The 13,281-nt window shown below is 58.6% G+C and carries 10 protein-coding genes; 9 read left to right on the plus strand and 1 reads right to left on the minus strand.

Annotated features, from left to right (window positions below):
- Positions 1 to 247: 247 nt before the first annotated feature.
- Together PVT68_RS04955 and PVT68_RS04960 are read left to right on the plus strand one after the other, a co-directional pair.
- On the plus strand, positions 248 to 1,264 hold the full coding sequence (locus tag PVT68_RS04955; RefSeq protein ID WP_280321545.1) for an AraC family transcriptional regulator ligand-binding domain-containing protein: 1,017 nt from the start codon (positions 248 to 250) through the stop codon (positions 1,262 to 1,264).
- 250 nt (positions 1,265 to 1,514) lie between these two features.
- Positions 1,515 to 3,029 (plus strand): arylsulfatase, encoded by a 1,515-nt coding sequence (locus PVT68_RS04960; RefSeq protein ID WP_280321546.1) that lies wholly within the window; start codon positions 1,515 to 1,517, stop codon positions 3,027 to 3,029.
- A gap of 71 nt (positions 3,030 to 3,100) precedes the next feature.
- On the opposite strand, the gene PVT68_RS04965 is transcribed toward PVT68_RS04960, so the two are convergent.
- Positions 3,101 to 5,431: a tetratricopeptide repeat protein gene (locus PVT68_RS04965; protein ID WP_280321547.1), complete on the minus strand. Its 2,331-nt coding sequence runs from the start codon at positions 5,429 to 5,431 to the stop codon at positions 3,101 to 3,103.
- 199 nt (positions 5,432 to 5,630) lie between these two features.
- On the opposite strand from PVT68_RS04965, the gene PVT68_RS04970 reads away from it, so the two are divergent.
- From PVT68_RS04970 to PVT68_RS05000, 7 genes are all read left to right on the plus strand, one after another.
- On the plus strand, positions 5,631 to 6,623 hold the full coding sequence (locus PVT68_RS04970) for an AAA family ATPase (RefSeq protein WP_280321548.1): 993 nt from the start codon (positions 5,631 to 5,633) through the stop codon (positions 6,621 to 6,623).
- Positions 6,624 to 6,659: 36 nt separating this feature from the next.
- Positions 6,660 to 7,673, plus strand: coding sequence for a DUF58 domain-containing protein (locus PVT68_RS04975; protein WP_280321549.1), 1,014 nt, complete (start codon positions 6,660 to 6,662; stop codon positions 7,671 to 7,673).
- A 6-nt stretch (positions 7,674 to 7,679) separates the two neighbouring features.
- Entirely contained in the window at positions 7,680 to 8,330 is a 651-nt protein-coding gene (locus tag PVT68_RS04980; protein WP_280321550.1) for a DUF4381 domain-containing protein, read from the plus strand.
- On the plus strand, positions 8,327 to 9,334 hold the full coding sequence (locus PVT68_RS04985; RefSeq protein WP_280321551.1) for a vWA domain-containing protein: 1,008 nt from the start codon (positions 8,327 to 8,329) through the stop codon (positions 9,332 to 9,334). Before PVT68_RS04980 ends, PVT68_RS04985 begins: the two co-directional genes overlap by 4 nt.
- The gene (locus PVT68_RS04990; protein ID WP_280321552.1) at positions 9,331 to 10,920 is read left to right on the plus strand and encodes a VWA domain-containing protein; all 1,590 of its coding nucleotides are present in this window, start codon (positions 9,331 to 9,333) and stop codon (positions 10,918 to 10,920) included. The genes PVT68_RS04985 and PVT68_RS04990 overlap by 4 nt, the downstream gene beginning before the upstream one ends.
- On the plus strand, positions 10,917 to 12,149 hold the full coding sequence (locus PVT68_RS04995; protein WP_280321553.1) for a BatD family protein: 1,233 nt from the start codon (positions 10,917 to 10,919) through the stop codon (positions 12,147 to 12,149). Before PVT68_RS04990 ends, PVT68_RS04995 begins: the two co-directional genes overlap by 4 nt.
- A 119-nt stretch (positions 12,150 to 12,268) precedes the next feature.
- Complete coding sequence (locus PVT68_RS05000; RefSeq protein WP_280321554.1) at positions 12,269 to 13,276, plus strand: HAD family hydrolase; 1,008 nt, start codon at positions 12,269 to 12,271, stop codon at positions 13,274 to 13,276.
- Positions 13,277 to 13,281: the final 5 nt, after the last annotated feature.

Consider the following 13,281-nt stretch of genomic DNA (forward strand, 5'->3'; position numbering starts at 1 on the left):
GTCTTGCCCATGTGCTGCTATAGGAACGATGCCGAGATTAATGGAGGCCGCGATCTTCGGTTTGATTTTTTGAGACACCCACTTTGCAAAACGGGACACAGGGGATAAGCTCGTCACCCGTGACACCAAAGTTGTGCCACGATGCGAGCTAGACGTAGCCAAGCCTAGTGCCACGTGAAGCAAAAAGCGGCGACAGACCGCGGACATAGCGCCTAATAACAATAATCAAGCGATGAGAGAGACGAGCATGACTGAATTTGTCAGGGCTGGATCCCTCAATGGATATGACGAACTCGCACGTAAAATGGGTGCCAACCCGGTGCAGTTACAGAAATCCGTTGGATTACCCTCCAGCCAGTTGCGCGATCCCGACAACCTGATCCCCTATGAAAAGCTCGGCAAGCTGATGGAGCTCACTGCCCGCGAGACCGCTCAAACCTTCGGTTTGCGGCTCGGTATCGGCCAAGGCTTGCGTATACTCGGGCTGTTCGGCGCCTACATGTCCCGTCAGGACAATATTACAAACGCTCTTGCCGTGGGCAGTAAGCACACCCACCTGCACGCCCAGGGCGCAATACTGACTATGGAGCCCACGCAAACGGGCGATACCGAACTCAAGCTGGATATTCTGATCGCCCAGACTGGCCGTTTTCCTCAACTGATGGCTTTGAGCATCGGGCTGGTTTACCAGCTTATTCGCGATATGGCCGGCCACCAATGGCATTCAAGTCGGGTGTTCTTCCGACACCCACCGCCAGAGAAGGGTAAAGACCTGTACACGCAGCTGTTTTCCTGCCCCGTGGAATTTAATGCGGAACACGACGGTTTCTATATCGACCGCGAAACACTGAGGAAAAAACCTCGTGCCCTGGAAGGGTTGGTGAATGAAATTATCTTCAGTCAGTTCGAACAGATAAAAACCAGTTCCGACAATGACCTGACGCCCCTGGTGAAACACGCCATCCTCGGTCTGTTGCCCACCGGAGACTGCAGTAAAACCAACGTCGCATTGTGCCTAGACATGCACCCGAAAAAACTGCAGCGTACGCTGGAATCTTCCAACACCAGTTTTCGCATGTTGCTGGAGGAAACACGCAGGGAAGTCGCGGAAACCGCGGTATACAAAAGCAGCATGTCCCTCACCAGTATCGCGCTCAATTTGGGCTATGCGGATCTCGCGGTATTCAGCCGGAGTTTCCGGCGCTGGTTTGGAATACCACCATCGATGGTCGAAAGACGCCGCCAGTACAAAGGTTTCGGCTAGCAAGCCATTCCTCCATTTATTCTCTGCGACGTTATCGTAATTTAAATCCCCAGAAAAAATCACGATTACGCTGCCTTCTTTTATTCCAAATTTCCATACTGCGCCACTCTGCCTTATAGGAAATCATTCCGCCGATCCCAAAATTATTAGCCTACTCTCGGCGCAATTTTCCAAATCTCTGGATTTCCTCAACTATGCTAAAAAACATCACCGATAGTGAAATCCCTTACCCAATAGAGGAGGACATCCTTTGGGCAGTTTACGTAAGCAATTCGCTTCCATCGCTCTGCTGGCCGGGCTCGGCGCCGCGGCAGTAACACAGGCGGCCGAGAAACCCAATATTCTCGCCATTATGGTGGACGATGTGGCCTCACTCTCCCTGAGCGCTTACTCCCACGGCATGACCTACCCCACCCCCAATATCGACCGTATCGCCAAAGAGGGCGCGCTGTTTACCGACCACTATGCACAGCCCAGCTGTACTGCCGGTCGCGCAGCCTTCTTTCTCGGCCAGTTGCCGGTGCGCTCGGGACTGGCCACAGTCGGGCAGCCGGGCAATCCGCTGGGTATCGATGAAAAAGATCCCACCCTGGCAGAATTCTTGAAAGCCCAGGGCTATATGACTGCACAGTATGGCAAGAACCACCTGGGTGACCTGGATCAGCACCTGCCCACCAAACACGGGTTCGATGAGTTTTACGGCAACCTTTACCACCTGAACGTGTCCGAGGAGCCCGAACAGGAGGACTACCCGAAAGACCCGGAATTCAAAAAGAAATTTGGCCCGCGTGGCGTGATCGAATCCTATGCGGACGGCCGTATCAAGGATACCGGCCCGCTGACCCGCAAGCGCATGGAAACCTTCGACGAGGAAATCCTTCAGCGCAGCGTGAATTTTATGGAGAAGGCGAAAAAGGCCGGCAAGCCATTTTTTATCTGGCACAACACCAGCCGTATGCATGTGTATATCCACCTGAAGCCGGAAAGCCGTCACCTGGCCACCAAAATCAGCTCAGAAGACGACCTCTTCGGCAGCGGCCTGATCGAGCACGACGCCCAGGTCGGCAAACTGCTGGACAAGCTGGACGAGCTGGGTATCGCCGATAACACCATCGTCATCTACACCACCGACAACGGCCCCGAGCAGAGCACCTGGCCAGACGCCGGCACCACCGGATTTCGCGGTGAAAAAATGACGACCTGGGAAGGCGGTGTACGCGTACCCTTCCTGGTGCGCTGGCCAGGGCATATTCCAGCCGGCATTGCACTGAACGGTATCTCTTCCCACGAAGACGTATTCCCCACCATCGCCGCAGCGTTGGGAGAGCCGAATCTGCGTGAAAAGCTTATGAAATCCGACAAGGTCTATATCGACGGTGAAAACAACCTCGATTACTGGACCGGGAAAAGTAAGGAATCTGCGCGCAACAAAATCTTCTACTACTACGAATCACAGCTGACCGCACTGCGCGTGGGCCCGTGGAAAATGCACTTCGCCACCAAACCCGACGGACTATATTTTGGCGATCTGGTGTTTCACACCATGCCCAAGCTGTTCAACCTGCGCAAAGATCCACTGGAGCACTACGACGGCATTACCGGCTTCCACCAGATCATGCGCAAAAGCTGGGTGTTCCAGCCGGCGATTCAGATCCTGAACGAGCATCTGGCCACCTTTAAAAAGTTCCCACCACGGCATAAATCTGCATCGCTCAATATCAACAAGGCGATTGAGGCGGCAATGCAGACGCAGGAAAACCATTAACTCCACTTTACGCTGGAACCAAAAAGCGCGGCTAACTGGCCGCGCTTTTTTTATGTGTACTCCCCGAACGACTATCGCAGCTGCTGCTGATATTGCTGCGCGGCCTCCTCATTGCCCTGTTCGTGATGGATCGACGCCAGTGCCGAGAGAATCTGCCGGTCGCCGGGAAAGCGCACCAGCGCCTGTTCAAGCTCCTTGATCGCCTCTTGCGGTTTCCCCTGTGAATTCAAACCGATGGCATACACGTAGACATAGTGCAACGGTGCCGTATCGCTGTGGGCTGCAGCGCGTAAAAATCCCAGTGCTTCCGACATTTTTTTCTGACGCACCAGGGACAGGCCCAGCGAGTGTTCCACCGGAGTCTTGTCGAAAACCGTTACCAGGGCATCGCGCAACACCTGCTCACTTTCCTGTTCGCGTCCGGTTGCGCGATACAGGTCCGCCAGGTTGATGTACGCCGGGCTATAGCCCGGTTCAAGATCGATAGCATCGCGGAAATACTTTTCCGACTTTGCCGACTGCCCCTGCTGAAAATACATGCCAGCTAGATTCGCCAGTGACTCGGGGCGATCGCTGTTGAAAATTTCCGAGATCTGATAATTTTCCAGGCCAGTATTGAACTGTCGACGCACCTCTTCCGGGTACTGCTCCATCGGCGCCCCAGCCATGGCATTGGCAGCCAGTGCAGTAACTACCTTTTCATCTTCATACAACAGTGGAATCGCCACCGCCGGGCGAATCCGCTGCGGTACATTCTCCAGCGCCTGCGCCAGCCCCAGATGCAAGAGCGCGTCGTCGCCCTGGGCGATGACCTGCAGTACCTGGGCGCTGGTCTGGGACAGGTAGCGCGGCAGCAGCGACACCGCGGTAGCGCGCACTATCTCCGGCTGCGCTTCGTCCATAACCACATTCAGCAACCGGCCTTCCGCGTCCGGCAGCCCGTAGCGTCCCGCAAACAGCGCCTCCCCGTAATGGGGCTCCGGCTTGCCGAATTTCTCTTCCAGCACGTTTGCCGCCCAGCTCGCCGGCTGGTCGGTGTGGCAGTCGGTACAGGCGTTGGGCGAACCAATGGACATCGACAGGTCCGGGCGCGGCACGCGGAAACTGTGATCCCGGCGCGCGTCCACCTGCATATACGTCTTCTCCGGCATATGGCAGTTGACGCACAGGGCGCCGTCGCCTCCGGTTTTGTGCAAGTGGTGTTCTGCTGTATCAAACTTTTGCGGCAGATGGCACTGGGCGCACAGGTCATTGCCCTCAGCACGGATTTTCAGGGTATGTGGGTTGTGGCAGTTGCTGCAGGTCACCCCCGCGCCGTGCATTTTGCTCTGCAGGAAGGAGCCGTAGACATAAACTTCATCGTTGATCTGGCCATCCGCGTGATACAGACCGTCGCTCAACAGTGCAGGATTGAAATGGTCGAGGAATTTGCTCTGCGGATGGGCACCGGGGAATGCGGTGCTGCGGCGGGAATGGCACTGGGCACAGGTCTGGATTTCTTTCTGGATATTCGCACTGCCCCCGTCATTTACCAGCTGCGCGATACCCGTTTCCAAATTCATCTGCCAGGCACCCTTGAGTCGGTCCCGATAGGAAACTTCCAGTCCGAGATGTTCTCCGTACACCGCTTTCTGGTCTTCCGGTGCATTGGCCCACTCCACATGCCGGGACGCCGGGCCATGGCAGGCCTCGCAGCCTACATTGATCTCGGACCATTCGCTGGCAAAGGTTTTTGACGCCGTATCGTAATTTTTCTGGAAGTTGGTGGAGTGGCAATCGGCGCACATGAAATTCCAGTTCTGATTCAGCCCGGTCCAGTGCAGAGGGTCACCGGGTTTGATCTCCTCATCCGGGTACAAATGAAACCAGCGCTGACCGCCGGCTTCCTTGCTGCGGGCATCCCAGGCCACGGACAGCGCCTGTAACTTGCCACCCGGCAATTCGATCAGGTATTGCTGTAGCGGCTCGACACCGAAGGTGTAGGCAACTGAGAAATCCTGAGGTTTTCCATCCGCTCCATCGGTGCGCACCATGTACTTGTCTCCGTCGCGGGAGAAGCGCGAAACCGTGCCGAAGTAATCAAATTCTGCATTATCGAAATTCCCCATTACCGTTTCAGGCGTTGGCCGTTTCATCGCCATATCGTGGTGGGAGTTTTGCCAGGACTGGAACGCTTCGGTGTGACAACCAGCGCAGGCCTCAGCCCCTGCATAAGTACGTTTGGTACGTTTGGCCAATGCCGGTGTGTGTTCCGCCACAGGTGCCAGAATTTTTTTACGTTCAACCGATGCACGGTTTTCGGATGCCCCGCTATCGAAAGTTGAACTCTGCTTATCACAGCCAAGTAACAACAGTGCGGGCAGCATGAAACACAACAGTTTGCGCATAGGGCGTCCAGACATTGTTATTCATTTATCGTAACGGGCCGGGGACGCCCGCAGGTTCCGTAGCGGTCTTTGAGTATAGCTATGTGTCGTCACATCTCTCGCCGGTATCAGCCTCTGCGTCGCGGACTTCAACATCAGTCCTTTATAAGCCCCTTTGTGCCCTCGCTCTGCTAATTTTTATGAGTGACATCCGATTATTTTCCGGGGTTTATGCATGTCCGCACGGGAACAAATAGCGCAACTGGAAGCCAATATCGGCGAGGCGATCATCGGCCAGCGCGATGTCATCCGCCGGCTGGTGATCGGTCTGCTGGCGAACGGCAATTTACTGGTGGAAGGGTTGCCCGGGCTGGCCAAGACTCGCGCCATCAAGGCCATGGCAAAAAACCTGGAGGCGGACTTCAGCCGCATCCAGTTCACCCCGGACCTGTTGCCGGCGGATGTCACCGGTACCGATGTGCTGTTCAAGGAGGCGTCCGGTTCAGAATTCCGCTTCCACCCCGGTCCCATTTTCGCCAACCTGGTGCTCGCGGATGAGATCAACCGCGCGCCGGCAAAAGTGCAATCCGCCTTGCTGGAAGCAATGGAAGAGCGGCAGGTTACCGTGGCCGGCAAAACCCACAAGCTGCCGCCGCTGTTTATGGTGATGGCAACCCAGAACCCCATCGAACAGGAGGGCACCTATCCCCTGCCGGAAGCGCAGATGGACCGCTTCCTGATGCATGTGCTGATTACCTATCCGCCGGTGACTGACGAAGTGGACGTCATCAACCTGGTGCGCGGAGAGGAAGTGCTGGCAGCAGAGAATGCCGCGCAGACCGGTGCCACCTCCGAGCCCGAAAGCGTGGTTGCGCAGCAGGCGATCTTCGATGCCCGCCGGGAAATCGCCACCATTCACGTGTCCGATGCCATGGTGCGCTACATGGCCGATCTGGTGGACGCCACCCGGCGGCCGGCGGACATCTCCGACAACCTCGCGCGCTGGATCGATATCGGCGTCAGCCCGCGCGGTTCCATCGCACTGGACAAATGCGGCCGCACCAACGCCTGGCTGGAAGGACGCGACTATGTCGACCCGCAGGATGTCCAGGCCATCGCGCACGACGTGCTGCGCCACCGACTCGGGCTCACCTTTGAAGCCCAGGGCGAAGGCATCAGTGCCAACGACGCCATCGACGAGTTGCTGCGCCACGTCGCCTTACCCTGAACCGCTCCGTCTAAACCTGTGGTGCTGCTGTAAGTTATGTTCAGCCTCTACGACCGCTTCCGCAATCGTGCCCGCGCCGATGTCCTGCCGAAACAGGCGCAGGACACCGGACAGGACCGGCGCATTTATGTGGATCTGGCACACCTGCAGTCCCTCGAAGCCAGCGCGCGCCAATTGCAATTGCTGCCGCGCCAGAAGGCCCGCAGCGTACTGAGCGGGCGCCACGGGTCGTCCCTGCGCGGCCGCGGTCTCAACTTCGAGGAACTGCGCGAGTACTGGCCATCGGACGATGTGCGCACCATCGACTGGAAGGTAACCGCACGCACCGGCGAGCCCCATGTGCGCGTATATACCGAAGAGCGCGACCGCCCCGCGCTGATCGTGGTGGACCAGCGGATGTCCATGTTCTTCGGCACCCGTCACGCGATGAAATCCGTTACCGCCGCAGAAGCCGCCGCACTGGCGGCCTTTGCGATTCTCGAACAGGACGACCGTGTGGGCGGCATTGTGGTGACCGACACCCAATTGCTGCGCCAGCGCCCACAGCGCAATCGCCGCGCCCTCACCCGCTTTCTCACCGAACTGGCCCTCGCCAATCAGGCGTTGAATGCCGATGCCCCGGTGGCCGAGCCCACGTCCCTCGACCAGGTGCTGCAGGCAGTGGCGAATATCGCCCGCCGCGATCACCTGGTACTGCTGATCAGCGATTTCGATGTGGTGGGCCCCGGCACCGAGCGGCTGCTGAGCGGTATCGCCCGCCACAACGATGTGATTCTGGTACCGGTGGTCGACCCCAGCGGTGAGACGGTACCCAGGTCACTGGTGAGCGCCATTTCCGATGGCGACCAGCAGGCTACCCTGGATACCCGCAGCACCGGCACCCAGCAAGCCATGGACCAGTTCAACCGCCAGCGCCGCCAGATCATTCACGACTGGCACCTGCGCTATGGCATACCGGTAGCGCAACTGTCCAGCGGCGAAGACACCCTGCCACAGCTGCAGCGGCTTCTGGGTTTGATTCCCCGCTCCGCACAAGCCGGAAAGGATTGAGCGCAGATGCAGGAGCCTACGCCCCAATCTCCCCCGCAGGAAACCGATGCGGGCCCAGATCCGGCAAACACCGATCCAGCAAACTCCGATCCCGCAAACACCGATCCCGCAAACACAAACCCCGCCGCCGGGGAGGAAACACTGCCGGATATACTCGCGCAGCTGGTACCACCGCCGGCGCCACCGGCGGTTTCCATGTGGCCGGTAACACCCGCCGCAAAGGGTCTCAGTGCACTACTGCTCCTGCTGTTGCTGCTGCTTATCTGGCGGCAAATACAGATCTATCGCGCCAACGCCTATCGCCGCGCCGCCCTCGCCGAACTGGTGAAGTCACAGGACGATCCCGCGCAGGTCGCCGAAATACTGCGCCGCACCGCGCTGGCCGCCTACCCCCGCGAGCAAGTGGCTGGATTGACCGGAGACGACTGGCTCGCGTTTCTCAACCAAAGCTACCCGGGGAATGCGTTTAGCGGTGAGGTGGGCCGTACCCTGTTGCAGGCGCCCTACCGCAAGGCCGCCCCGGCACAATCCAGTGAACTGGCACGGACCGCTCGGGATTGGATTCGCCGGCACAGGGTTACCCGCCCGACGCTGTTCAGTTCGTTTCTTCGGAGAAACGTCGTGGAGGCCGCGGAGCCGATGGAGAAAACCCCGTGATTACCTTTGCCGCACCATGGGCCTTTCTAATATTGCCCCTGCCGTTTCTGGTGTGGAAATTTGCACCCGCCCACCGCGAACGGGTGCGCGCCCTGCGCGTGCCGTTTTTCCGACAGCTGGTAGCCGCCATCGGTATCCAGCCCGGCTCCGGCGCGGTGGTGCTCGACCGCAGCCGCTGGCAGTGGCTGCTGGGCGCCTTGATCTGGGCACTGATCGTTACCGCGCTGGCGCGCCCCGAATACGAGGGGGATGCGGTGAGCCTGCAGAAACCGGCACGGGACCTGATCGTCGCCGTGGATATTTCCGGGTCTATGGAGCAGGAAGATTTCATTGCCAGTGATGGCAAAAAAATGCAGCGCCTCGACGGCGTCAAACAGGTGCTAAAGCCGTTTCTGGAAGGCCGCGAAGGCGAGCGTGTGGCACTGATTGTGTTCGGCACCAAGGCCTTTGTGCAGGCGCCCCTCACCACCGATCTGGATACCGTGCTGGAATTACTGCAGGAAACCGACGTGGGCATGGCCGGCCCGCACACCGCACTGGGCGATGCCATCGGCCTCGCCATCCGCCAGTTTGAAAGCAGTGAAGTGGAACAGCGCCTGCTGATCCTTCTGAGCGACGGCCGCGATACCGCCAGTACCATGAGCCCGGTCAATGCCGCCGCCATTGCCGCCCAGCGCAAGGTGAAGATTCTCACTATCGGTGTGGGTGACCCCAACAGCGAAGAAAAAGAAAACCGGGTGGATGTGGACACCCTCAAGGCCATCGCCAAACGCACCGGTGGCCAGTTCTTTTTTGCCAACGACGAAAAGGCCCTGGCCGGGGTCTATAACCAGATCGACAAGCTGGCGCCGAAAATGGTCGACAGCGAAACCTACCGTCCTCATCACTCCCTGGCGCACTGGCCCATGGGGCTCGCCCTGCTACTAAGCCTGCTCGGACTGGCCAGCCGTATGCTGCCGCGCGCGGGCTGGCGCGCATCCGGACAGCGCAGGACGGCACCATGAGCGACCTGTTCGCGGGCTTGTCCGCATTCCACTTTCTGCGCCCGGTATGGCTGCTGCTGTTGCCACTGATTCTGTTGCTCTGGTGGTACCTGCGTCGCGATGGTCGCCGCGATGCCGAAGCCAGCGAACAGATCGCCCCGCACCTCGCCAAAGCCCTGACGGTTGGTGATCGCATCAAGCGCCATTTCAAACCGGTGGACCTGATTGCCCTGCTGCTCACGCTGCTGACCCTCGGCACCGCCGGCCCCAGCTGGACCCGCCTGCCCGACCCACTGATGGCAAAAACCACGCCGCTGGTGGTGGTGGTGAAAGTCAGCGAAAGCATGCTGGAAAAAGATGTTCCCCCTCAACGTCTCGCCCGCGCCAAACAGAAAATACTCGACCTGCTGGAAACCCGCGACGGTGCGCCCACCGCACTGGTGGCCTACGCCGGCAGTGCCCACCGTGTGGTGCCCCTCACCGACGACCCGGCCCTGTTGCGCCCCTATCTTGACGGACTGAGTCCCGAGGTGATGCCAGTAACAGGAGAAAACGCCGCTGCGGCACTCAAGCTCGCAGAACAGATACTCGCCAAGGACGAGACGCCCGGTGGCATCCTGTTTTTGCTCGACACTCTCAGCGATGGCGATGCCAGTACCATGTCCCAACGGAGTGAGAAAAACGGCCTCGGTTTTCTGTTGGTGGCGCCCGGTAATGCGAATGGCGGTGCGGTTTCCAAAGTGCGCGGTGCCAGGGTGGAAAGAGTGACGCCCAACCAAAGCGACCTGTTTGCACTCAACCGCTATTTCGACAGCGCCTTCCGCCAGGCACTGGCGTCCGACAAAAACCTGCAGTGGGAAGACCGCGGCTGGTGGCTGGCGTGGCCAGCGGCGTTACTGGCCCTGCTGTGGTTCCGCCGCGGCTGGGCCATGTCCAGAAGAGCCGCCCCCGTCAGCACCAGCCTGATTCTGATTATGCTGTGCCTGCAGTTTTCCCCCGACAGTGCCATTGCACAAACAAGTACCAGGGGCGGCGGGTTGCTCGGGTGGCTGTTCACGCCGGACCAGCAGGGTCAGTGGTTTACTTTTCGCAAAGACTATCGCCGCGCTGCCAGTAGTTTTCAGGATTCATATCGAAAAGGCTACGCGCTCTACCAGGCCGGGCAGTTTGAGGATGCCGTATTGGCCCTCGCCGAACTGAACACCCCCGAAGCCGTGTTCACCCGTGGTATGGCACTGGCCAAAACCGGACAGTACGAGGGCGCCATCGCCGCTTTTCAGCATGTTCTGCAACTGGACCCGGAATTTCCCGGCGCACAGAAAAACCTGGCATTGACGCAAAAAATTCTCGCCTATATGGAAGAGACCCGCGGCGAGGAGGACGAAGAACTGACCAAATCTGACGATGAAGGCGAAGAATCCGAACTGGAACAGCCCGAGCAGGAGCAGCAGGAACAGGACAAGGCAAAAAAAGACAAACCGGTCAGCGAAGACCAGTGGATGTCCACCCTCGACACCAGTACCAGCGAGTACCTCAAACAGCGCTTTGCCGCGGAAGCCAGCAGTGCGAATAGCCGTAACGAAAATACCCGGGAGAATCGCCCGTGAAACGATGGATTCTCTCGCTTACTTTCTGCCTGTTTACCAGTACACAGGTCGTGGCCGCGGATACACCCCGGATTGAATCGAAGCTGTCAGACGACAAAGCGGTGCCGGGCCAGTCCATTTCCCTGTTCGTCACCATACTGGTCCCGACCTGGATGACCCAACCGGCGGATTTTCCTGAATTCGACCAACCGAATCTTTCCGTCACCCTGCCGTCCCGCTCGTCACAGGCTGTCAGCCAGGTCATCGACGGCACCACCTGGTCCGGGGTCACCCGCGAATACCTGATCATACCGCTGGCACCGGGTAGCTACCGTCTCCCCGCCGGGGACATCAAGGTAGCCTACAAAAATCCCGACGGTGGCGACGACCTGCAGACCACGCTTAAGCTCGCACCGCCGCCAATTGTTGTGAGCGCACCGCAAGGTGCGGAAGGATTGAATCCGTTTATCGCCGCCCGTGACCTTACCCTTACCCAGGAAATAGAAGGGGAACCAGAAAAGCTGCGCGCGGGCGATGCCTTTTCCCGCGCCGTCACCGCGACCATCGAGGGGTCGACGGTGATGTTTATTCCCCGGTTGCTCAATTCTCGCAGTCCGGAAGGTCTCGCCGCCTATGCCGACGCTCACAAGGCGGAAGACAAAACTGACACCAGTACGGATGAGACCACCGGTATCCGCAGCGAGCGCGTCACCTATGTAGCGGAAAGCGGCGTGCGCGGCACACTGCCCGCGGTGACACTGCGCTGGTACGACCTGGACGACGGCACCATCAAAACCAGCAGTGTGGAAGCCGTCAAAGTGCACGCCCGTGGACCAGGGCCACTCACGGGAACCAGCCTGTGGGAAAAACTTCTCATCCTGCTCGCCGCGGCCCTCGCCATCTGGCTACTATTTCAATGGGCGCGACCGAAAATTCATGCCCTGCAAAAGCAGCGTGAGCAGCGCGCCAGAACCTCCGGCAAACGCGCCTGGCAACAACTGCAAAGCGCCTGCGCCGCGCGCGACTATCCGGCAGTACTGCAGGCGCTGTCCGAATACAAAGTACACCAGCGGGCTTCCGCGAGAACGTTGCAGCCCGCCCTGCTAACATTGGGCGCAGCGCAGTTTCGCCAGGTCTCCACGGACACGAACCTTGACGCGGCCTGGCAACAACTGGCGCAGGCCATTGACGCGCTGAAGCCCGCTGCGATCCATCACCGTCAGACCGCACTCCCTCCCCTGAACCCCTGACAGATACATGCGCCGAAATTCCTTGCGCAACTTTACACACGCAAGTCGAAAATTCCGTCTAGGGTAAATAGAAGCAAGGCTATATCCGCCAACTCCTCATGCTGTATAGAGGAACCATCATGATTGATCGACTCAAGATTCACTCATGGCTCGTCGCCATCCTGTTTTTCCTGTGCCTGGCCAACGTCTCTGCGGTCCAGGCCGCAGATCCACTGCCCTCCTGGAACACAGGGCCGACCAAATCCGCGATTGTCGAATTTGTGGAAAAAGTGACGAGGAAAGAATCCCCGGACTTCGTACCGGAAAACCAGCGCATCGCCGTCTTCGACAACGACGGTACCCTGTGGTCGGAACAACCGCTGTATTTCCAGTTCATCTATGGCCGGGATCAGGTCAGGAAAATGGCCCCCAAGCATCCGGAGTGGAAAACAGAGGAGCCCTTTGCTTCCATTCTCAAGGGCGACACTAAAAAGGTGCTGGCGAGTGGCGAGGCAGGCCTGATGAAAGTCATCGCCGCCACCCACGCCAATATGACCGCAGAGGAATTTCGCACGAACGCAGCCGACTGGCTCAAGACCGCACGTCACCCGAAAACCAACCGTCCATATACTGAAATGATCTACCAGCCCATGCTCGAGCTGCTGGACTACCTGCGCGCGAATGGTTTCAAGACATTTATCGTCTCCGGTGGAGGTGCAGATTTTATCCGCGTATTCGCAGAGCAGGCGTACGGCATTCCCCCGGACCAGGTGGTGGGCACCAGTCTCAAGGCCAAATACGAAGTGCGCGACGGCAAACCGGTGATCGTCAAACTGCCGGAAATCAATCTGGTGGATGACAAGGAAGGCAAGCCCGTTGGTATTCACCAGTACATCGGCCAGCGCCCCATTTTTGTCGCTGGCAATTCCGATGGTGATTACCAGATGCTCGAATGGGCCACCGCCGGTAAGGGACCGCGTTTCGGCATCATCCTCCATCACACAGATGCCAAACGCGAGTGGGCCTATGATCGTGACTCTCACATCGGCCAACTAAACAAGGGCCTCGACGATGCCAGCAAAAAAGGCTGGACCGTCATCGACATGCAAAAAGACTGGAAAACCGTCTTCCCTCCAAGCAAGCAGTAACCCTG

Origin of the sequence: Microbulbifer bruguierae (assembly GCF_029869925.1) — a bacterium.
Taxonomy (GTDB): domain Bacteria; phylum Pseudomonadota; class Gammaproteobacteria; order Pseudomonadales; family Cellvibrionaceae; genus Microbulbifer; species Microbulbifer bruguierae.

What these genes read in the sequence shown, in the direction of transcription:
- PVT68_RS04955 (WP_280321545.1), top strand. Translation starts at nt 248, where the DNA reads ATGACTGAATTTGTCAGGGCTGGATCCCTCAATGGATATGACGAACTC.
- PVT68_RS04965 (WP_280321547.1), bottom strand. Translation starts at nt 5,431, where the DNA reads ATGTCTGGACGCCCTATGCGCAAACTGTTGTGTTTCATGCTGCCCGCA.
- PVT68_RS04970 (WP_280321548.1), top strand. Translation starts at nt 5,631, where the DNA reads ATGTCCGCACGGGAACAAATAGCGCAACTGGAAGCCAATATCGGCGAG.
- PVT68_RS04975 (WP_280321549.1), top strand. Translation starts at nt 6,660, where the DNA reads ATGTTCAGCCTCTACGACCGCTTCCGCAATCGTGCCCGCGCCGATGTC.
- PVT68_RS04980 (WP_280321550.1), top strand. Translation starts at nt 7,680, where the DNA reads ATGCAGGAGCCTACGCCCCAATCTCCCCCGCAGGAAACCGATGCGGGC.
- PVT68_RS04990 (WP_280321552.1), top strand. Translation starts at nt 9,331, where the DNA reads ATGAGCGACCTGTTCGCGGGCTTGTCCGCATTCCACTTTCTGCGCCCG.
- PVT68_RS05000 (WP_280321554.1), top strand. Translation starts at nt 12,269, where the DNA reads ATGATTGATCGACTCAAGATTCACTCATGGCTCGTCGCCATCCTGTTT.